The organism is Cellulosimicrobium sp. NPDC057862 (assembly GCF_042797035.1).
Classification (GTDB): Bacteria; Actinomycetota; Actinomycetes; order Actinomycetales; family Cellulomonadaceae; genus Cellulosimicrobium.
Window position 1 is genome coordinate 22,101 of the sequence record NZ_JBHVMH010000027.1, and the last position, 17,129, is coordinate 39,229.

Here is a 17,129-nt window from a genome sequence, read left to right on the forward strand (position 1 = left end):
TGGTCCGCTCCGCGGAGCCGTGCGTCAGCACGGTGCGGACGCCGGTCCACATATCCAACGGCCCTGCGCCTCTCGGCGTGTGCGCTCAGGTGCGTCGCGACTACGCGACACGCCCGAGCGCGGGGGTCGGACAGCTAGCGGTTCGAGAGAGAGAGTCAGACGACGCCATGGCGGGACAGAAGATCCGCATCCGGCTCAAGTCCTACGACCACGAGGTCATCGACAGCTCGGCGCGCAAGATCGTCGACACGGTGACGCGCGCTGGTGCAACGGTCGTGGGTCCGGTGCCGCTGCCGACGGAGAAGAACGTCTTCTGCGTCATCCGGTCGCCTCACAAGTACAAGGACAGCCGCGAGCACTTCGAGATGCGCACGCACAAGCGGCTGATCGACATCATCGATCCCACGCCGAAGGCCGTCGACTCGCTCATGCGTCTCGACCTGCCTGCCGACGTGAACATCGAGATCAAGCTCTGAGGCTGGAGGACATCATGACTATTCCCCAGCAGAACGCGCGCCCGGTCACCGCGGTGCTCGGCACGAAGCTCGGGATGACGCAGCTCTGGGACGAGGCCGGTCGCCTCGTGCCCGTGACCGTCGTCGCCGTCGGCACGAACGTCGTAACGCAGGTGCGCACGGCCGACGCCGACGGGTACGCCGCCGTGCAGCTCGCCTACGGGCAGATCGACCCGCGCAAGGTGACGAAGCCGCTCAAGGGCCACTTCGAGAAGGCCGGCGTCACGCCGCGCCGTCACGTCGCCGAGGTCCGCACCACCGACGCCGCCGAGTACTCGCTCGGCCAGGAGATCACCGCGGAGGCCTTCGAGGCCGGCGCCGTGGTCGACGTCGTGGGCACGACCAAGGGCAAGGGCACCGCCGGTGTCATGAAGCGCCACGGCTTCTCCGGCGTGGGCGCCTCGCACGGTGCGCACCGCAACCACCGCAAGCCGGGCTCGATCGGTGGGGCCTCGACCCCGTCGCGCGTGTTCAAGGGCCTGCGCATGGCCGGTCGCATGGGCAACGCCCGCCAGACCACCCAGAACCTGACCGTCCACGCGGTCGACGCCGAGAAGGGTCTGCTGCTCGTCAAGGGCGCGGTTCCCGGCCCCAAGGGCGGCGTCGTCCTCGTGCGCAGCGCCGCGAAGGGAGCGTGAACACCATGTCCGCTCTGACCGTTGACGTGCTGGACCCCAAGGGCAAGAAGGCCGGCACCGCCGAGCTCCCCGCCGAGGTGTTCGACGTCGAGCTCAACGTCCCGCTGATCCACCAGGTCGTCGTCGCCCAGCGTGCCGCCGCACGCCAGGGCACCCACGACACCAAGAGCCGCGGCGAGGTCCGCGGTGGTGGTCGCAAGCCGTACAAGCAGAAGGGCACCGGCCGCGCCCGCCAGGGTTCGACCCGTGCGCCGCAGTTCGCCGGCGGTGGCATCGTCCACGGCCCGACGCCGCGCTCGTACGACCAGCGGACGCCCAAGAAGATGAAGGCCGCCGCGCTCCGCGGTGCCCTCTCGGACCGTGCCCGCAACGGCCGTGTCCACGTCGTGACCGGCTTCGGCGTCGACGGCCTGCCGTCGACCAAGACCGCCGTCTCGACGCTCGCCAAGCTCTCCGAGCGCAAGCACGTCCTCGTCGTCACCGAGCGTGGCGACGAGCTGACGATCAAGTCGCTGCGGAACGTCGAGCAGGTCCACCTCCTGGTGGCCGACCAGCTCAACACCTACGACGTGCTCGTCTCCGACGACGTCGTCTTCACGCAGGGCGCGCTCGACGCGTTCCTGACGGGCCCGGCCACGGGTCGCTCCGCGAAGGCCGTCGCCACCTCCACCGAGGCGGACGAGACTGCTGCCGAGGAGGCCGCGAAGTGACCACCGTGACCAAGGACCCCCGTGACGTGATCCTCGCGCCGGTCGTCTCCGAGAAGAGCTACGGCCTGCTCGACGAGGGCAAGTACACGTTCGTCGTCGACCCGCGGGCCAACAAGACCGAGATCAAGATCGCCGTCGAGCAGATCTTCTCGGTCAAGGTCGCCTCGGTGAACACGATCAACCGCAAGGGCAAGACGCGTCGCACGCGTTTCGGCCTGGGCAAGCGCAAGGACACCAAGCGTGCGATCGTCACCCTCCGCGAGGGCACGATCGACATCTTCGGCTGAGCCGACGAGAGCAGATTGAGGACAGATCCCCATGGGAATCCGTAAGTACAAGCCGACGACGCCCGGCCGCCGCGGCGCGAGCGTCGCCGACTTCGCCGAGATCACGCGCTCGCAGCCGGAGAAGTCTCTGGTCCGCCCGCTCTCGAAGAGCGGCGGCCGCAACAGCTCCGGCCGGATCACCACCCGTCACAAGGGTGGTGGCCACAAGCGTGCGTACCGCGTGATCGACTTCCGTCGCCACGACAAGGACGGCGTGCCCGCCAAGGTCGCGCACATCGAGTACGACCCCAACCGCACGGCGCGCATCGCGCTCCTGCACTACGCGGACGGCGAGAAGCGCTACATCATCGCGCCGGCCAAGCTCAAGCAGGGCGACGTCGTCGAGAACGGTGCGGGCGCGGACATCAAGCCCGGCAACAACCTGCCGCTGCGCAACATCCCGACCGGTACGGTCATCCACGCCATCGAGCTCAAGCCCGGTGGCGGCGCGAAGATCGCCCGCTCGGCCGGTGCGTCCGTGCAGCTCGTCGCCAAGGACGGGCCGTACGCGCAGCTGCGCATGCCCTCCGGCGAGATCCGCAACGTCGACCTGCGCTGCCGCGCGACGGTCGGCGAGGTGGGCAACGCCGAGCAGTCGAACATCAACTGGGGCAAGGCCGGCCGCATGCGCTGGAAGGGCAAGCGCCCGACCGTCCGTGGTGTCGCCATGAACCCGATCGACCACCCGCACGGTGGTGGTGAGGGCAAGACGTCCGGTGGTCGTCACCCGGTGAGCCCGTGGGGCCAGCCGGAGGGTCGTACCCGCCGTCCGAACAAGCCGAGCGACAAGCTGATCGTGCGTCGTCGCCGTACCGGCAAGAAGCGCTGATAGGAGCCTGGAGACATGCCTCGTAGCCTGAAGAAGGGCCCCTTCGTCGACGGCCACCTGCAGAAGAAGGTGGACGCTCAGAACGAGAAGGGGACCAAGAACGTCATCAAGACATGGTCCCGTCGGTCGGTCATCACGCCCGACTTCCTCGGTCACACGTTCGCCGTGCACGACGGTCGCAAGCACACGCCGGTGTTCGTCACCGAGTCGATGGTCGGCCACAAGCTCGGCGAGTTCGCTCCCACGCGGACCTTCCGCGGCCACGTGAAGGACGACAAGAAGGGTCGTCGCCGCTGACCCCCGGGTCAGTCTGGTGACGACCTGGACGGTCAAGAGACAAGAAGGCAGGACAGCAATGGAAGCCAAGGCGCAGGCGCGGTTCGTCCGTGTCACGCCCCAGAAGGCCCGGCGCGTCGTGGACCTCATCCGTGGCAAGCAGGCCTCCGAGGCCGTCGCGGTGCTGAAGTTCGCACCGCAGGCGGCGAGCGAGCCCGTCCGCAAGGTCGTGGAGAGCGCGATCGCCAACGCCCGGGTGAAGGCAGACCGTGCGAGCGAGGCGTTCGAGGAGCAGGAGCTCGTCGTGCGTGAGGCGTTCGTCGACGAGGGCCCGACCCTCAAGCGTTTCCGCCCGCGGGCCCAGGGCCGTGCGAACCGCATCCTCAAGCGCACCAGCCACATCACCGTGGTCGTCGCTCCGCGTGAGAACACGAAGGGAAGTGCCCGATAGTGGGACAGAAGGTTCACCCGCACGGGTACCGCCTCGGCATCACCACCGACCACCGGTCGCGCTGGTTCGCCGACAGCACCAAGCCCGGACAGCGGTACCGCGACTACGTCCGCGAGGACGTCCAGATCCGCAAGCTCATGAGCACCGGCCTCGAGCGCGCAGGTATCTCCAAGGTCGAGATCGAGCGCACCCGTGACCGCGTCCGCGTGGACATCCACACGGCGCGCCCCGGCATCGTCATCGGTCGCCGTGGCGCCGAGGCGGACCGCATCCGCGGCGAGCTGGAGAAGCTCACCGGCAAGCAGGTGCAGCTCAACATCCTCGAGGTGAAGAACGCCGAGACGGACGCGCAGCTCGTCGCTCAGGGCATCGCCGAGCAGCTCGCGAGCCGCGTCTCGTTCCGTCGTGCGATGCGCAAGGGCATCCAGTCGGCCCAGCGTGCCGGTGCCAAGGGCATCCGCGTGCAGGTCTCCGGCCGCCTCGGCGGCGCGGAGATGAGCCGGTCGGAGTTCTACCGCGAGGGTCGTGTGCCGCTGCACACGCTCCGTGCGTACATCGACTACGGCTTCTTCGAGGCCCGTACGACCTTCGGCCGCATCGGCGTGAAGGTCTGGATCTACAAGGGCGACGTCACCGAGAAGGAGTTCGCCGCGCAGCAGGCCACGGCCGCTCCGCGCCAGGGCCGTGGCGGCCCGCGCGGTGAGCGTGGCGGCGACCGTCGTGGTGGTGGCCGTCGTCCCGAGCGTTCGGGCGAGCGGACCTCCGGGTCCGAGGCGCCGGCCGCGGCTGAGCAGTCCGCTCCTGCCGCGGAGGCGAAGGCCCCTGAGACCGGAACGGAGGCCTGAGTCATGCTGATCCCGCGCAGGCTCAAGCACCGCAAGCAGCACCACCCGTCGCGCTCCGGCGCGGCGAAGGGTGGCACGCAGATCGCGTTCGGCGAGTACGGCATCCAGGCTCTCGAGCCTGCGTACGTGACGAACCGCCAGATCGAGGCTGCTCGTATCGCGATGACCCGCCACATCAAGCGTGGCGGCAAGGTCTGGATCAACATCTACCCGGACCGTCCCCTGACCAAGAAGCCTGCCGAGACCCGCATGGGTTCCGGTAAGGGTTCGCCCGAGTGGTGGGTCGCCAATGTCAAGCCCGGCCGGATCGTCTTCGAGCTGGCCGGTGTCCCGGAGGACCTGGCTCGCGAGGCGATGCGCCGCGCGATCCACAAGCTCCCGATGAAGTGCCGTTTCGTGGTGCGCGAGGGTGGTGGCAACTGATGGCAATCGGAACGAAGGGGCTCGCCCCCGTCGACCTCGACGCCATGGACGACGAGACGCTCGTCGCCGAGCTCAAGAAGGTCAAGGAGGAGCTCTTCAACCTCCGCTTCCAGTCGGCCACCGGCCAGCTGGAGAGCCACGGGCGCCTCAAGGCCGTCCGCCGCGACATCGCGCGGATCTACACGATCCTGCGTGAGCGCGAGCTCGGCATCCGTACCGCGCCGAGTGCCGAGTGAGTGAGGCTGGAATGAGCGAGAACGCAACGAACGCGCCCGAGGCGGCCGAGGAGCGCGCGAACCGCAAGACGCGCCGCGGCTACGTCGTGAGCGACAAGATGGACAAGACCGTGGTGGTCGAGGTCGAGGACCGGGTCAAGCACCCGCTCTACGGCAAGGTCATCCGCCGCACGAGCAAGGTCAAGGCGCACGACGAGCAGAACTCTGCCGGCGTGGGCGACCTGGTGCTCATCATGGAGACCCGCCCGCTGTCCGCGACCAAGCGGTGGCGCCTCGCGGAGATCCTCGAGAAGGCCAAGTGATCCACCGGTCGTGACGGGCGGGCCCGGCCCGCTCGTCACGACCGCTCTCGTGCCGCACCGCGGTGCGGCAACCAGTGAGGACAGGTCGGGCGGGTCCACCGCCCGGTCCTGGCCGGTTCACCCGCGAGGGACCCGGCACTGACAGCTATCCGTTCGGCAAGGCTCGCCTCGTGCGAGAACCGGCTCGACGACAGGAGTTCATTACATGATCCAGCAGGAGTCGCGACTTCGTGTCGCCGACAACACGGGTGCCAAGGAGATCCTTTGCATCCGCGTTCTCGGTGGCTCGGGCCGTCGCTACGCCGGAATCGGCGACGTCATCGTCGCAACCGTCAAGGACGCGATCCCGGGCGGCAACGTGAAGAAGGGTGACGTGGTCAAGGCCGTCGTCGTCCGCACCGCCAAGGAGCGCCGTCGTCCGGACGGTTCCTACATCAAGTTCGACGAGAACGCCGCCGTGATCCTCAAGAACGACGGCGAGCCGCGCGGGACGCGCATCTTCGGCCCGGTCGGGCGCGAGCTGCGCGACAAGCGGTTCATGAAGATCATCTCGCTGGCTCCGGAGGTGCTCTGACCATGGCCAAGATCAAGAAGGGCGACCTCGTCGTCGTCATCGCCGGCAAGGACAAGGGCAAGCAGGGCCGCGTCCTCGAGGTGCTCACCGACCGTGACCGCGTCATCGTCGAGGGCGTCCAGCGCGTCACCAAGCACACCAAGGTCGGCCAGTCGCAGCGCGGCACGCGGACCGGTGGGATCGAGACCGTCGAGGCCCCGATCCACATCAGCAACGTGATGGTCGTCGACCCGGAGACCAAGAAGGGCACCCGCGTCGGGTACCGCACCGAAGAGGTCGAGCGTGACGGCCGCAAGCGCACCGTGCGCGTGCGTGTCGCCAAGCGCTCCGGGAAGGACATCTGATGAGCACCGAGATCGTCGCCCCCGAGGTGCCCCGTCTGAAGCAGCGCTACCGCGAGGAGATCGTCTCCGGTCTGCGCGAGGAGTTCGGGCACGAGAACGTCAACCAGGTCGCCCGCGTCACGAAGATCGTCGTGAACATGGGTGTCGGTGACGCCGCCAAGGACTCGAAGCTCATCGAGGGCGCCATCCGCGACCTGTCCGCGATCACCGGCCAGAAGCCGCAGGTGACCAAGGCCCGCAAGTCCATCGCGCAGTTCAAGCTGCGCGAGGGCATGCCGATCGGCGCGCACGTCACGCTGCGCGGCGACCGCATGTGGGAGTTCCTGGACCGCCTCCTGTCGATCGCCCTGCCGCGCATCCGCGACTTCCGCGGCCTGTCGCCCAAGCAGTTCGACGGGCACGGCAACTACACGTTCGGCCTCACGGAGCAGTCGATGTTCCACGAGATCGACCAGGACAAGATCGACCGTGTCCGCGGTATGGACATCACGATCGTGACCACGGCGACGACCGATGACGAGGGCCGCTCCCTGCTGCGCCGTCTCGGCTTCCCCTTCAAGGAGAACTGACATGGCGAAGAAGGCCCTGATCAACAAGGCGGCCGCCAAGCCCAAGTTCGCGGTCCGCGCCTACACCCGGTGCCAGAAGTGCGGTCGTCCGCACTCGGTGTACCGCAAGTTCGGCCTGTGCCGCGTCTGCGTGCGCGAGATGGCCCACCGTGGTGAGCTTCCCGGCGTCACCAAGAGCAGCTGGTAACAACTACGTCGTAGGTCCTGGCGGAGCGCGCCGCACGGCGCGCCTCCGCCCGGATACCACGTCGAGGAAGGGCTAGAGCCCGATGACGATGACCGACCCGATCGCAGACATGCTGACGCGTCTGCGGAACGCGAACTCGGCTTACCACGAGACGGTGACCATGCCGTACTCGAAGCTGAAGTCGCACATTGCCGAGATCCTCCAGGCTGAGGGCTACATCTCCGGCTGGAGCGTCGAGGACGCGACGGTGGGCAAGAACCTCACCATCCAGCTGAAGTTCGGCCCGAACCGTGAGCGCAGCCTCGCCGGCGTGCGCCGCGTGTCCAAGCCGGGCCTGCGCAAGTACGTCAAGTCCACCGAGCTGCCGAAGGTTCTCGGCGGCCTGGGCGTGGCGATCCTGTCCACGTCCTCCGGCCTGCTCACCGACAAGCAGGCCGCCACGAAGGGCGTGGGCGGCGAAGTCCTCGCCTACGTCTGGTAATCGGAAAGGAGATACGCCATGTCTCGAATCGGCAAGATCCCCGTTCCGGTTCCCGCCGGAGTGGACGTCACCATCAGCGGTGCGCTCGTGACCGTGAAGGGCCCCAAGGGCTCGCTCGAGCACAACGTGCCCGCCCCCATCCAGGTCGCCCAGGAGGACGCCACCCTCGTGGTGTCGCGCCCGGACGACGAGCGCGAGTCCCGCGCGCTGCACGGCCTCACGCGCACCCTCCTGGCGAACATCGTCCAGGGCGTGACGCAGGGCTACGAGAAGAAGCTCGAGATCGTCGGCACCGGTTACCGCGTGACGGCCAAGGGCTCGGACCTCGAGTTCGCCCTCGGCTTCAGCCACCCGGTCGTCGTGACGCCGCCCGCGGGCATCACGTTCGCGGTCGAGAGCCCGACGAAGTTCTCGGTCTCCGGCATCGACAAGCAGCAGGTCGGCGAGGTCGCAGCGAACATCCGCAAGATCCGCAAGCCCGAGCCGTACAAGGGCAAGGGTGTGCGTTACGCCGGCGAGGTCGTCCGCCGCAAGGTCGGAAAGGCTGGTAAGTAACGATGGCTCTGAAGGTTCTCGGCAAGGGCAAGGCCGTCGCGCGTCAGCGCCGCCACCTGCGCCTGCGCAAGAAGATCAAGGGGACCGCCGCTCGTCCGCGCCTCGTGGTGACGCGCTCCACGCGCCACATCACGGCCCAGGTCGTGGACGACACGATCGGTCAGACGGTTGCGTCGGCCTCGTCGCTCGAGGCGGACCTGCGTGCGCTCGACGGCGACAAGAGCGCCAAGGCCCGCAAGGTCGGCGAGCTCGTCGCCGAGCGTGCGAAGGCCAAGGGCGTCGACGCGGTCGTCTTCGACCGTGGCGGCAACAAGTACCACGGTCGGGTCGCTGCGGTCGCCGACGGCGCCCGCGAGGGCGGTCTGTCCCTGTGACGACGCCGACCATCCCCACACGGAAGCAAAGGATTCTCTGATGGCTGCAGGGCAGCGCAGCAACACCGGCGCCCCCACGGGTGCCGCCAACGAGTCGAGCGACCAGAACGCGCGCGGGGGGCGCCGCGACGACCGTCGTGGTGACCGTCGCGACGGTCGCCGTGGCGACGCAGCCGAGAAGAACGCCTTCGTCGAGCGCGTCGTCACCATCAACCGCGTCTCCAAGGTCGTCAAGGGCGGCCGCCGCTTCAGCTTCACCGCGCTGGTCGTGGTGGGCGACGGCGACGGCACCGTCGGCGTCGGCTACGGCAAGGCGAAGGAGGTGCCCGCGGCGATCGCCAAGGGTGTCGAGGAGGCCAAGAAGAACTTCTTCAAGGTCCCGCGCATCCAGGGCACCATCCCGCACCCCATCCAGGGTGAGGCCGCCGCCGGCGTCGTGTTCCTCCGTCCGGCCGCTCCCGGTACCGGTGTGATCGCCGGTGGTCCGGTGCGCGCCGTGCTGGAATGCGCGGGCATCCACGACGTGCTGAGCAAGTCGCTCGGCTCGTCCAACGCGATCAACATCGTGCACGCGACCGTCGAGGCCCTGCGCAACCTGGAGCAGCCTGAGGCTGTCGCCGCGCGCCGTGGTCTCCCGCTCGAGGACGTGGCCCCGGCCGCGCTCCTGCGTGCCCGTGCTGCGGGGGTGAACGCCTGATGGCCAGGCTCAAGGTGACCCAGACGAAGTCCGCCATCGGCGGCAAGCAGAACCAGCGCGACACGCTGCGCACTCTGGGCCTCAAGCGGATCGGCGACACCGCCGTGAAGGAGGACCGCCCGGAGATCCGCGGCATGGTCGCGACGGTGGCGCACCTCGTCACCGTTGAGGAGGTCGAGTGACCATGGCTGAGAAGGCCACCAAGGAGACCGCCGAGGCTCCGAAGAAGAAGGCTGCTGCGAAGGCCCCCGCGAAGGCGGAGTCCGCGGCTGCTGCGAAGCAGTCGGGCAAGCAGACCGAGGGTGCCGGCGGCACGCTCAAGATCCACCACCTGCGTCCGGCTCCCGGCGCCAAGAAGGCCAAGACCCGCGTGGGTCGTGGTGAGGCGTCGAAGGGTAAGACGGCGGGCCGCGGTACCAAGGGTACGAAGGCTCGTTACCAGGTTCCCGAGCGCTTCGAGGGCGGGCAGATGCCTCTGCACATGCGCCTCCCGAAGCTGCGCGGCTTCAAGAACCCGTTCCGCACCGAGTACCAGGTCGTGAACCTGGACAAGCTCGCGGCGCTGTACCCCGAGGGTGGCCAGGTCACCGTCGAGGACCTCGTCGCGAAGGGCGCGGTCCGCAAGGGCCAGCTCGTCAAGGTGCTCGGCACGGGTGAGATCACCGTCAAGCTCGAGGTCGCGGTCGACGCCCTCTCGGGCGCCGCTCGCGAGAAGATCCTCGCGGCCGGCGGTTCGGTCTCGGAGGACTGACACCCCCGGACAGGGCCGGTGGCGCGCTCGCGCCGTCGGCCCTGTCCGCGTCTGAGGGCCTCCCGCACGACCCGTGGTCCGTCCGGCAGCGCGCCACGGTTAGACTCTCCGACGGTTGTCTCCCCGCACCCCGGGGTGACCGCCGTCACTCGCAGGTCCGCGGCCGGTCCGTCCGGTCGTCGGGACCGACTTGCCGTTCGACGCGGCGCTACGGCTAGGGTGCCTCTTGGCGCCGGTGCCGTGCGTCACACCTCGCCGGGCCTCCCGGCGACACGACATCCCGCCTCGGCGGGCCAGGAGGATAGGTGCTCAGCGCATTCGCCCGGGCTTTCCGGACGCCCGACCTGCGGCGCAAGCTGCTGTTCACGATCGCGATCATGGCGATCTTCCGGGTGGGGTCGTTCATCCCCACGCCGGGTGTGGACTACCCCAACGTGCAGCAGTGCATCGCGGAGACCGCCGACGGCAACGACCTGCTCGGCCTCGTCAACCTCTTCAGCGGCGGAGCCCTGCTCCAGCTGTCGATCTTCGCGCTCGGCATCATGCCGTACATCACCGCGAGCATCATCGTCCAGCTGCTGCGCGTCGTGATCCCTCGCTTCGAGGCGCTCCACAAGGAGGGCCAGTCGGGCCAGGGGAAGCTGACGCAGTACACGCGCTACCTGACGATCGCGCTCGCCATCCTCCAGTCGACGACCGTCATCACGACGGCGCGCAACGGCCTGCTCTTCCAGGGCTGCTCCGTGGACGTCATCCCCGACGGCAGCTTCGTCACGATGGCGCTCATGGTCATCACCATGACCGCGGGCACGGGCCTCATCATGTGGCTCGGCGAGCTCATCACCGAGCGTGGCGTCGGCAACGGCATGTCGCTCCTCATCTTCACGTCGATCGCCGCGAGCTTCCCGACCGCGCTGTGGTCGATCGCCGGTGGCGCGAACGGCGCGACGAACTTCATCATCATGATCGCGGTCATCGTGGTCGTCATCGGCCTGGTCGTGTTCGTCGAGCAGTCCCAGCGCCGCGTGCCGGTCCAGTACGCCAAGCGCATGGTCGGGCGCCGCATGTACGGCGGCTCGAGCACCTACATCCCGATCAAGATCAACATGGCCGGCGTCATCCCGGTGATCTTCGCGGCCTCGCTGCTCGCGGTCCCGGGCCTCATCGCGCAGTTCGGCGACCAGAGCGCCGACTGGGTCGTCTGGGTCAGCACGAACCTCGCCGACCCGGCCGCGCCGCTGCACATCGTGCTGTACGTGCTGATGATCCTGTTCTTCTGCTTCTTCTACACGTCGATCACGTTCAACCCGGACGAGGTCGCGGACAACATGAAGAAGTACGGCGGCTTCATCCCCGGCATCCGTGCCGGTCGGCCGACCGCCGAGTACCTCGACTACGTCATCACCCGCATCACCTCCGCGGGCTCCATCTACCTCGCGCTCGTCGCCCTGCTGCCGACGCTGGTCCTCATCGGGCTCGGCGTGAGCACGAACATCCCGTTCGGTGGCTCCTCGATCATCATCGTCGTCGGCGTCGGCCTGGAGACGGTCAAGCAGATCAACTCCCAGCTGCAGCAGCGCCACTACGAAGGGTTCCTCCGTTGAGCAACGCCACCGACGGCCAGTCCGCCTCGCGTCCCGCGCGCCTCGTCATCATGGGCCCGCAGGGCGCGGGCAAGGGGACGCAGGCCGCCCGGCTCGCCGAGCAGCTCGCCATCCCCGCGATCTCGACCGGAGACATCTTCCGGGCGAACATCAAGGGCGGCACGGAGCTCGGCCGGCTCGCGCAGGAGTACACCGCGAAGGGTGACCTGGTCCCCGACTCGGTGACGAACGCGATGGTGCGCGACCGCCTCGCCCAGGACGACGCGGTGCAGGGGTTCATCCTCGACGGCTACCCGCGCAACGCGGCCCAGGTCGTCGAGCTCGACACGATCCTCACGGACCTGGGCGTCGCCCTGGACGGCGTCGTGGAGCTCACGGCCGACCGCGACGAGCTCCTCGCCCGCCTGGCGAAGCGCGCGGAGATCGAGGGTCGCGAGGACGACACGGAGGAGGCCATCGCGCGCCGCCTCGACATCTACGCCGAGCAGACGGCGCCGCTCACGTCCGCCTACGACGAGCGCGGGCTGCTCGTGCGCGTCGACGGGATCGGCGACGTCGACGAGATCACCGGACGCATCGTCTCGGCGCTGACCGCGCTCGTCGGCTGAGCGCCGGTAGTTCGTCCGTCAGGTTCTGGGGAGCAGCAGGGTGTTCGGTCGCGAGCGCATCGAGTACAAGACGCACGACCAGGTCCGGTCCATGCGCAGCGCGGGCCTCGTGGTCGCACGGGCGCTCGAGACGGTCCGTGAGACGGTCCGCCCGGGCATGACGACGGCGGACCTGGACGCGCTCGCCGCGGCGGTGATCGCGGACGCCGGCGCGACGCCGTCGTTCCTCGGCTACGAGGGCTACCCGGCGTCGCTGTGCGTGTCGGTGAACGACGAGGTCGTGCACGGCATCCCCGGTCCCCGCGAGCTGCGCCCGGGCGACATCGTCTCCGTCGACTGCGGGGCGATCGTCGACGGCTGGCACGGCGACTCGGCCGTCTCGTTCGTCCTCGGCGAGGGCGAGCCGCAGGACCAGGCCCTCGTGGAGGCCACGCGGCGTGCGATGTGGGCGGGCATCGCCGCGCTCGCGACGAGCGAGCGGCTCGGCGACGTGGGCGCGGCCATCGAGGACTCGGTCCGGCTCTCGGGAGAGACCGACGGCGTCTCCTACGGGATCGTCGAGGAGTACGTGGGCCACGGGATCGGCTCCGCGATGCACCAGCCGCCCGACGTCCCGAACTACCGCACGCGCGAGAAAGGCCCGCGGCTGCGCCCGGGCATGTGCCTCGCGATCGAGCCGATGCTCACGCTCGGCGACCGGTTCACCGAGGTCTGCGAGGACGACTGGACGGTCGTGACCGACGACGGCGCTCGTGCCGCGCACTGGGAGCACAGCGTCGCGATCCTCGACGAGGGGATCTGGGTCCTCACCGCACCCGACGGCGGTGCGGCCGAGCTCGCGGAGCTCGGCGTCCGTGTCGCACCGCTCGCTGCCTGAGCTCTCGGTTCGCCCGACGCCCCGGTCTGCCGGGTCCGGCAGGGGAGTGACACGTCGCACGGTTCCCGGCGCACGCCCCGGTTTCGCGACTCTTGCCGGATGCCGTAGGATGGTCCGTCGGGTGTAGTCCGTGCACGTCGTTCAACCGGCCCCCGTCCCTCGGGACCCGGGCGACCGACCCCCGCACGCGGCTCCACGCACCTCCCACGAACGGACGACCCGCGGGTCGGGCGTGCGCGGGAGTACCAGCAGTTCAGACGAGAGTTAGCGGAGGACATGGCAAAGAAGGACGGTGTCATCGAGATCGAGGGCAGCGTGGTCGAGGCCCTGCCGAACGCGATGTTCCGCGTGGAGCTGGCCAACGGTCACAAGGTTCTCGCGCACATCTCGGGCAAGATGCGCCAGCACTACATCCGGATCCTCCCCGAGGACCGGGTCGTGGTCGAGCTGAGCCCGTACGACCTGTCCCGCGGCCGGATCGTCTACCGCTACAAGTAGTCGCCACGCGTCCACCCACTCACCCGCCTCGCCACCCGGATCCCGGGACCGCTCGTCGGTCGCGCCCGGAGCGGGGCACCACTGAGGGAACGAAGATGAAGGTCAAGCCCAGCGTCAAGAAGATCTGCGACAAGTGCAAGGTGATCCGCCGGCACGGTCGCGTCATGGTGATCTGCGACAACCTGCGGCACAAGCAGCGCCAGGGCTGAGCCCGCGCCTGCGCCACGGGTGACGGTCCCTCGGGACCGCGGTCACCAGGCCACCCGTCACGACGACGGCCGGCCACCAGCGCACCACCACGAACCTGCTCGGCACCCCGGACGCGAGTCCGGGAGGAGAACGCCACAGGCAGGGGAACCCCCGGCTCGGAGGCCGGGGCCCACGGAGCTCCCCGTGGGAGGGCGGTGCGACAGACCTCCGACGAAGCACGAGGAGCCGAAAGGCACATGGCACGTCTCATCGGCGTCGACCTCCCCCGCGACAAGCGGCTCGAGGTCGCGCTCACCTACATCTACGGCGTCGGCCGTACCCGCGCCCAGCAGACGCTGGCCGCGACCGGCATCAGCCCGGACGCGCGCGTGAAGGACCTCGGCGACGCCGAGCTCGTCGCGCTCCGCGACTACCTCGAGGGCAACTACAAGCTCGAGGGTGACCTCCGTCGTGAGGTGGCCGCCGACATCCGCCGCAAGGTCGAGATCGGCACCTACCAGGGCCTGCGTCACCGCCGCGGCCTGCCCGTGCGCGGCCAGCGCACCAAGACCAACGCGCGTACGCGCAAGGGACCCAAGCGCACCGTGGCCGGCAAGAAGAAGGCCCGCTGAGCCAGTCCGCAGGGCGGGCCCCGCTCGGGTGCTGACGTCGGCCGCACGGTCCACGTCGTCCCGGTCGGAGATCCCCGCGGTCAGACCACCTCAGACCAGGAGAGAAACGAAAGATGCCTCCCAAGACTCGCGCCGCCGCTGGGCGCAAGCCTCGTCGCAAGGACAAGAAGAACGTCCCCGCCGGCCAGGCGCACATCAAGAGCACGTTCAACAACACGATCGTGTCGATCACGGACCCGTCGGGCGCCGTGATCGCGTGGGCCTCCGGCGGCGACGTCGGCTTCAAGGGCTCGCGCAAGTCGACCCCCTTCGCCGCCGGCCTCGCGGCCGAGGCTGCTGCCCGCAAGGCGCAGGAGCACGGCATGAAGAAGGTCGACGTCTTCGTCAAGGGCCCGGGCTCGGGTCGCGAGACCGCGATCCGCTCGCTGCAGTCGGCCGGCCTCGAGGTCGGCTCGATCCAGGACGTCACGCCGCAGGCGCACAACGGGTGCCGCCCGCCCAAGCGTCGTCGCGTCTGACCCTCGTCGTCGGCGTGTCGTCGACGGGCCGCCCGGTCACCGACCGGCCGAGCCCGTCGACGGCGCCCGTCACGGGGCAGCCGCCTCCTGACGGGGCCGACGCACCCTTCCCGGCCGGGTGGACAGAGTCCCGGCCGGGGCCGCGTGCCGCAGGCACGCACCTCGCCTTGAACCGTGCAGCGTCATATGGCGGACGCTCGCCGAAAGGAAACCACCAGTGCTGATCGCACAGCGCCCCACCTTGACCGAAGAGGTCATCTCGGAGAACCGTTCGCGCTTCTCCATCGAGCCGCTGGAGCCGGGCTTCGGCTACACGCTCGGCAACTCGCTGCGTCGCACGCTGCTGTCGTCCATCCCGGGCGCGGCGGTCACCTCCATCCGCATCGACGGTGTGCTCCACGAGTTCACCACCGTGCCGGGTGTGAAGGAGGACGTCACCGAGGTCATCCTCAACATCAAGAACCTCGTCGTCTCCTCGGAGAACGACGAGCCCGTCGTGATGTACCTGCGCAAGCAGGGTGCTGGTGCGGTCACCGCGGCGGACATCGTCCCGCCCGCGGGTGTGGAGGTCCACAACCCCGAGCTGCACATCGCCACGCTCAACGACAAGGGCAAGCTCGAGATCGAGCTCACCGTCGAGCGCGGCCGTGGGTACGTCTCGGCCTCGCAGAACAAGTCGTTCGACGCCGAGATCGGGCGCATCCCGGTCGACTCGATCTACTCGCCGGTCCTCAAGGTGACCTACAAGGTCGAGGCGACGCGTGTCGAGCAGCGCACGGACTTCGACAAGCTGGTCGTGGACGTCGAGACGAAGCCGGCGATCTCGCCGCGCGACGCGCTCGCGTCGGCGGGCAAGACGCTGGTGGAGCTCTTCGGCCTGGCTCGTGAGCTCAACGTCGAGGCCGAGGGCATCGAGATCGGCCCGTCGCCGACGGACGCGGCACTCGCCGCGGACCTGGCGCTGCCGATCGAGGAGCTCAACCTCACGATCCGCTCGTACAACTGCCTCAAGCGCGAGGGCATCCACCAGGTGGGCGAGCTCGTCGCACGCAGCGAGGCGGACCTGCTGGACATCCGCAACTTCGGTGCGAAGTCCATCAACGAGGTGAAGGAGAAGCTCGCCGAGCTCGGCCTGTCCCTCAAGGACTCGCCGCTCGACTTCGACCCGTCGGCCGCCGCGTACTACGACGGCGACGACGACGAGGCGACGTTCTCGGACACCGAGCAGCAGTACTGAGCCTGCGGCTCTAGACACCTCAGCGCGTCCGGGTCCGGACCTGCGGCGCGAACACTTCCCAAGGAGCACATCCCATGCCTACCCCCGCCAAGGGCCCCCGGCTCGGCAGCGGACCGGCTCACGAGCGTCTGATGCTCGCGAACCTGTCCACCCAGCTCTTCGAGCACGGCCGCATCACGACCACCGAGACCAAGGCGAAGCGTCTGCGCCCGGTGGCCGAGCGCCTCATCACGTTCGCGAAGCGCGGTGACCTGCACGCGCGTCGTCGCGTCCTGCGCGTCGTGCGCGACAAGTCCGTCGTGCACACGCTGTTCACCGAGATCGCCCCGCAGATGGCGGAGCGTGAGGGCGGCTACACCCGCATCACGAAGGTCGGCACGCGCAAGGGCGACAACGCGCCCCTCGCGGTGATCGAGCTCGTGACCGAGCCCGTCAGCCCCAAGCAGGCCGTCGTCCGCGAGGCGGAGAAGGCCGCGGAGAAGGCGAGCAAGAAGAAGGCTGACAAGCCGGCCAAGAAGGCCGACGCGGTCGAGGACGCGCCCGTCGAGGACGCTCCCGCCCCCGTCGAGGACGCTCCCGCCGAGGACGTCCAGGACGCGCCCGTCGAGGACGCCGCCGAGGAGAAGAAGGAGGCCTGAGCCTCCTCGATCGACTCTCGGGGTCCTCCGCGACCCCACGCCGCAGGGCCCGGGACCGTACGGTCCCGGGCCCTGCGGCTTTCTGTGCCCCGACGGGGTCGGCTTGCGGCTGGCCGCGAGGGTGGCCGCGCGAGATCGACCCGTACGGCCGAGATCGACCCAAAAAAAGGGCGAGAAAGGACATAAAAGTTGCTATAGCGAGCGGGGGGGGCCAAAGGCGGGAACGGGGGGGGGTCGCAAACAAA

The 17,129-nt window shown here is 69.0% G+C and carries 30 protein-coding genes; all 30 read left to right on the forward strand.

Going from position 1 to position 17,129, the window contains the following annotated elements:
- Nucleotides 1-167: 167 nt before the first annotated feature.
- The 30 genes from rpsJ to rplQ all read left to right on the forward strand — a co-directional run bounded on the left by rpsJ (nt 168) and on the right by rplQ (nt 16,884).
- Nucleotides 168-476 carry a 30S ribosomal protein S10 gene (gene rpsJ, locus ACFVN3_RS19735; RefSeq protein WP_012867945.1) on the forward strand — a complete coding sequence of 103 codons (309 nt, stop codon included), beginning with the start codon at nt 168-170 and terminating at the stop codon, nt 474-476.
- A 14-nt stretch (nt 477-490) separates the two neighbouring features.
- On the forward strand, nt 491-1,153 hold the full coding sequence (rplC, locus tag ACFVN3_RS19740) for a 50S ribosomal protein L3 (protein ID WP_047233811.1): 663 nt from the start codon (nt 491-493) through the stop codon (nt 1,151-1,153).
- 5 nt (nt 1,154-1,158) lie between these two features.
- Entirely contained in the window at nt 1,159-1,863 is a 705-nt protein-coding gene (gene rplD / locus ACFVN3_RS19745; RefSeq protein ID WP_378234689.1) for a 50S ribosomal protein L4, read from the forward strand.
- The gene (gene rplW / locus ACFVN3_RS19750; RefSeq protein WP_021479876.1) at nt 1,860-2,150 is read left to right on the forward strand and encodes a 50S ribosomal protein L23; all 291 of its coding nucleotides are present in this window, start codon (nt 1,860-1,862) and stop codon (nt 2,148-2,150) included. The genes rplD and rplW overlap by 4 nt, the downstream gene beginning before the upstream one ends.
- Nucleotides 2,151-2,181: 31 nt before the next feature.
- The gene (gene rplB / locus ACFVN3_RS19755) at nt 2,182-3,018 is read left to right on the forward strand and encodes a 50S ribosomal protein L2 (RefSeq protein WP_047233812.1); all 837 of its coding nucleotides are present in this window, start codon (nt 2,182-2,184) and stop codon (nt 3,016-3,018) included.
- Nucleotides 3,019-3,033: 15 nt separating this feature from the next.
- Complete coding sequence (gene rpsS / locus ACFVN3_RS19760; protein WP_047233813.1) at nt 3,034-3,315, forward strand: 30S ribosomal protein S19; 282 nt, start codon at nt 3,034-3,036, stop codon at nt 3,313-3,315.
- A 58-nt stretch (nt 3,316-3,373) separates the two neighbouring features.
- Nucleotides 3,374-3,745: a 50S ribosomal protein L22 gene (gene rplV, locus ACFVN3_RS19765; RefSeq protein WP_021479879.1), complete on the forward strand. Its 372-nt coding sequence runs from the start codon at nt 3,374-3,376 to the stop codon at nt 3,743-3,745.
- Nucleotides 3,745-4,590, forward strand: a complete 846-nt coding sequence (rpsC, locus tag ACFVN3_RS19770; protein WP_375822265.1) for a 30S ribosomal protein S3 — start codon at nt 3,745-3,747, stop codon at nt 4,588-4,590. The genes rplV and rpsC overlap by 1 nt, the downstream gene beginning before the upstream one ends.
- 3 nt (nt 4,591-4,593) lie before the next feature.
- A complete protein-coding gene (gene rplP / locus ACFVN3_RS19775; protein WP_047233815.1) occupies nt 4,594-5,013 on the forward strand; it encodes a 50S ribosomal protein L16 in 420 nt (139 codons plus the stop codon).
- A complete protein-coding gene (gene rpmC, locus ACFVN3_RS19780; protein WP_021480429.1) occupies nt 5,013-5,249 on the forward strand; it encodes a 50S ribosomal protein L29 in 237 nt (78 codons plus the stop codon). Before rplP ends, rpmC begins: the two co-directional genes overlap by 1 nt.
- An 11-nt stretch (nt 5,250-5,260) precedes the next feature.
- The gene (rpsQ, locus tag ACFVN3_RS19785) at nt 5,261-5,551 is read left to right on the forward strand and encodes a 30S ribosomal protein S17 (protein ID WP_047233816.1); all 291 of its coding nucleotides are present in this window, start codon (nt 5,261-5,263) and stop codon (nt 5,549-5,551) included.
- A gap of 205 nt (nt 5,552-5,756) precedes the next feature.
- The gene (gene rplN, locus ACFVN3_RS19790; protein ID WP_021480431.1) at nt 5,757-6,125 is read left to right on the forward strand and encodes a 50S ribosomal protein L14; all 369 of its coding nucleotides are present in this window, start codon (nt 5,757-5,759) and stop codon (nt 6,123-6,125) included.
- Between the two features lie 2 nt (nt 6,126-6,127).
- On the forward strand, nt 6,128-6,469 hold the full coding sequence (gene rplX / locus ACFVN3_RS19795) for a 50S ribosomal protein L24 (protein ID WP_021480432.1): 342 nt from the start codon (nt 6,128-6,130) through the stop codon (nt 6,467-6,469).
- Nucleotides 6,469-7,038: a 50S ribosomal protein L5 gene (gene rplE, locus ACFVN3_RS19800; RefSeq protein WP_047233817.1), complete on the forward strand. Its 570-nt coding sequence runs from the start codon at nt 6,469-6,471 to the stop codon at nt 7,036-7,038. Before rplX ends, rplE begins: the two co-directional genes overlap by 1 nt.
- 1 nt (nt 7,039) lies before the next feature.
- Complete coding sequence (locus ACFVN3_RS19805) at nt 7,040-7,225, forward strand: type Z 30S ribosomal protein S14 (RefSeq protein WP_377225104.1); 186 nt, start codon at nt 7,040-7,042, stop codon at nt 7,223-7,225.
- An 82-nt stretch (nt 7,226-7,307) separates the two neighbouring features.
- On the forward strand, nt 7,308-7,706 hold the full coding sequence (gene rpsH, locus ACFVN3_RS19810; protein ID WP_021480435.1) for a 30S ribosomal protein S8: 399 nt from the start codon (nt 7,308-7,310) through the stop codon (nt 7,704-7,706).
- A gap of 18 nt (nt 7,707-7,724) precedes the next feature.
- A complete protein-coding gene (rplF, locus tag ACFVN3_RS19815) occupies nt 7,725-8,261 on the forward strand; it encodes a 50S ribosomal protein L6 (RefSeq protein ID WP_141388480.1) in 537 nt (178 codons plus the stop codon).
- Nucleotides 8,262-8,263: 2 nt separating this feature from the next.
- Nucleotides 8,264-8,635 carry a 50S ribosomal protein L18 gene (gene rplR, locus ACFVN3_RS19820; protein ID WP_047233819.1) on the forward strand — a complete coding sequence of 124 codons (372 nt, stop codon included), beginning with the start codon at nt 8,264-8,266 and terminating at the stop codon, nt 8,633-8,635.
- A gap of 40 nt (nt 8,636-8,675) precedes the next feature.
- Complete coding sequence (rpsE, locus tag ACFVN3_RS19825) at nt 8,676-9,332, forward strand: 30S ribosomal protein S5 (RefSeq protein ID WP_021480438.1); 657 nt, start codon at nt 8,676-8,678, stop codon at nt 9,330-9,332.
- Nucleotides 9,332-9,514, forward strand: coding sequence for a 50S ribosomal protein L30 (gene rpmD / locus ACFVN3_RS19830; RefSeq protein WP_021480439.1), 183 nt, complete (start codon nt 9,332-9,334; stop codon nt 9,512-9,514). The genes rpsE and rpmD overlap by 1 nt, the downstream gene beginning before the upstream one ends.
- 2 nt (nt 9,515-9,516) lie before the next feature.
- Nucleotides 9,517-10,083 carry a 50S ribosomal protein L15 gene (gene rplO / locus ACFVN3_RS19835; protein ID WP_082379566.1) on the forward strand — a complete coding sequence of 189 codons (567 nt, stop codon included), beginning with the start codon at nt 9,517-9,519 and terminating at the stop codon, nt 10,081-10,083.
- 305 nt (nt 10,084-10,388) lie between these two features.
- Nucleotides 10,389-11,687, forward strand: coding sequence for a preprotein translocase subunit SecY (secY, locus tag ACFVN3_RS19840; RefSeq protein WP_378234690.1), 1,299 nt, complete (start codon nt 10,389-10,391; stop codon nt 11,685-11,687).
- Nucleotides 11,684-12,295, forward strand: a complete 612-nt coding sequence (locus ACFVN3_RS19845; protein WP_378234691.1) for an adenylate kinase — start codon at nt 11,684-11,686, stop codon at nt 12,293-12,295. The genes secY and ACFVN3_RS19845 overlap by 4 nt, the downstream gene beginning before the upstream one ends.
- 40 nt (nt 12,296-12,335) lie before the next feature.
- Nucleotides 12,336-13,172 (forward strand): type I methionyl aminopeptidase, encoded by an 837-nt coding sequence (map, locus tag ACFVN3_RS19850; protein WP_378234692.1) that lies wholly within the window; start codon nt 12,336-12,338, stop codon nt 13,170-13,172.
- A gap of 276 nt (nt 13,173-13,448) precedes the next feature.
- The gene (gene infA / locus ACFVN3_RS19855) at nt 13,449-13,670 is read left to right on the forward strand and encodes a translation initiation factor IF-1 (RefSeq protein ID WP_012867920.1); all 222 of its coding nucleotides are present in this window, start codon (nt 13,449-13,451) and stop codon (nt 13,668-13,670) included.
- A 95-nt stretch (nt 13,671-13,765) separates the two neighbouring features.
- Nucleotides 13,766-13,879: a 50S ribosomal protein L36 gene (gene rpmJ, locus ACFVN3_RS19860; RefSeq protein ID WP_003956441.1), complete on the forward strand. Its 114-nt coding sequence runs from the start codon at nt 13,766-13,768 to the stop codon at nt 13,877-13,879.
- A 237-nt stretch (nt 13,880-14,116) separates the two neighbouring features.
- Nucleotides 14,117-14,491 carry a 30S ribosomal protein S13 gene (gene rpsM / locus ACFVN3_RS19865; RefSeq protein ID WP_021479758.1) on the forward strand — a complete coding sequence of 125 codons (375 nt, stop codon included), beginning with the start codon at nt 14,117-14,119 and terminating at the stop codon, nt 14,489-14,491.
- A gap of 113 nt (nt 14,492-14,604) precedes the next feature.
- Nucleotides 14,605-15,009 (forward strand): 30S ribosomal protein S11, encoded by a 405-nt coding sequence (rpsK, locus tag ACFVN3_RS19870; RefSeq protein WP_021479759.1) that lies wholly within the window; start codon nt 14,605-14,607, stop codon nt 15,007-15,009.
- Nucleotides 15,010-15,226: 217 nt separating this feature from the next.
- On the forward strand, nt 15,227-16,246 hold the full coding sequence (locus ACFVN3_RS19875; RefSeq protein ID WP_021479760.1) for a DNA-directed RNA polymerase subunit alpha: 1,020 nt from the start codon (nt 15,227-15,229) through the stop codon (nt 16,244-16,246).
- Between the two features lie 74 nt (nt 16,247-16,320).
- On the forward strand, nt 16,321-16,884 hold the full coding sequence (rplQ, locus tag ACFVN3_RS19880) for a 50S ribosomal protein L17 (protein WP_378234693.1): 564 nt from the start codon (nt 16,321-16,323) through the stop codon (nt 16,882-16,884).
- The last annotated feature ends 245 nt before the right edge of the window (nt 16,885-17,129 follow it).

What these genes read in the sequence shown, in the direction of transcription:
- ACFVN3_RS19805 (WP_377225104.1), top strand. Translation starts at nt 7,040, where the DNA reads ATGGCGAAGAAGGCCCTGATCAACAAGGCGGCCGCCAAGCCCAAGTTC.
- rplF (WP_141388480.1), top strand. Translation starts at nt 7,725, where the DNA reads ATGTCTCGAATCGGCAAGATCCCCGTTCCGGTTCCCGCCGGAGTGGAC.
- rpmD (WP_021480439.1), top strand. Translation starts at nt 9,332, where the DNA reads ATGGCCAGGCTCAAGGTGACCCAGACGAAGTCCGCCATCGGCGGCAAG.
- rplO (WP_082379566.1), top strand. Translation starts at nt 9,517, where the DNA reads ATGGCTGAGAAGGCCACCAAGGAGACCGCCGAGGCTCCGAAGAAGAAG.
- rplP (WP_047233815.1), top strand. Translation starts at nt 4,594, where the DNA reads ATGCTGATCCCGCGCAGGCTCAAGCACCGCAAGCAGCACCACCCGTCG.
- infA (WP_012867920.1), top strand. Translation starts at nt 13,449, where the DNA reads ATGGCAAAGAAGGACGGTGTCATCGAGATCGAGGGCAGCGTGGTCGAG.
- rplE (WP_047233817.1), top strand. Translation starts at nt 6,469, where the DNA reads ATGAGCACCGAGATCGTCGCCCCCGAGGTGCCCCGTCTGAAGCAGCGC.
- rplV (WP_021479879.1), top strand. Translation starts at nt 3,374, where the DNA reads ATGGAAGCCAAGGCGCAGGCGCGGTTCGTCCGTGTCACGCCCCAGAAG.
- rplR (WP_047233819.1), top strand. Translation starts at nt 8,264, where the DNA reads ATGGCTCTGAAGGTTCTCGGCAAGGGCAAGGCCGTCGCGCGTCAGCGC.
- rpsM (WP_021479758.1), top strand. Translation starts at nt 14,117, where the DNA reads ATGGCACGTCTCATCGGCGTCGACCTCCCCCGCGACAAGCGGCTCGAG.
- rplX (WP_021480432.1), top strand. Translation starts at nt 6,128, where the DNA reads ATGGCCAAGATCAAGAAGGGCGACCTCGTCGTCGTCATCGCCGGCAAG.
- rpsJ (WP_012867945.1), top strand. Translation starts at nt 168, where the DNA reads ATGGCGGGACAGAAGATCCGCATCCGGCTCAAGTCCTACGACCACGAG.
- rpsQ (WP_047233816.1), top strand. Translation starts at nt 5,261, where the DNA reads ATGAGCGAGAACGCAACGAACGCGCCCGAGGCGGCCGAGGAGCGCGCG.
- rpsS (WP_047233813.1), top strand. Translation starts at nt 3,034, where the DNA reads ATGCCTCGTAGCCTGAAGAAGGGCCCCTTCGTCGACGGCCACCTGCAG.
- rplB (WP_047233812.1), top strand. Translation starts at nt 2,182, where the DNA reads ATGGGAATCCGTAAGTACAAGCCGACGACGCCCGGCCGCCGCGGCGCG.
- rpsE (WP_021480438.1), top strand. Translation starts at nt 8,676, where the DNA reads ATGGCTGCAGGGCAGCGCAGCAACACCGGCGCCCCCACGGGTGCCGCC.
- rplN (WP_021480431.1), top strand. Translation starts at nt 5,757, where the DNA reads ATGATCCAGCAGGAGTCGCGACTTCGTGTCGCCGACAACACGGGTGCC.
- rpmC (WP_021480429.1), top strand. Translation starts at nt 5,013, where the DNA reads ATGGCAATCGGAACGAAGGGGCTCGCCCCCGTCGACCTCGACGCCATG.
- rplD (WP_378234689.1), top strand. Translation starts at nt 1,159, where the DNA reads ATGTCCGCTCTGACCGTTGACGTGCTGGACCCCAAGGGCAAGAAGGCC.
- rpsK (WP_021479759.1), top strand. Translation starts at nt 14,605, where the DNA reads ATGCCTCCCAAGACTCGCGCCGCCGCTGGGCGCAAGCCTCGTCGCAAG.
- rpmJ (WP_003956441.1), top strand. Translation starts at nt 13,766, where the DNA reads ATGAAGGTCAAGCCCAGCGTCAAGAAGATCTGCGACAAGTGCAAGGTG.
- rplQ (WP_378234693.1), top strand. Translation starts at nt 16,321, where the DNA reads ATGCCTACCCCCGCCAAGGGCCCCCGGCTCGGCAGCGGACCGGCTCAC.
- rpsH (WP_021480435.1), top strand. Translation starts at nt 7,308, where the DNA reads ATGACGATGACCGACCCGATCGCAGACATGCTGACGCGTCTGCGGAAC.
- rplC (WP_047233811.1), top strand. Translation starts at nt 491, where the DNA reads ATGACTATTCCCCAGCAGAACGCGCGCCCGGTCACCGCGGTGCTCGGC.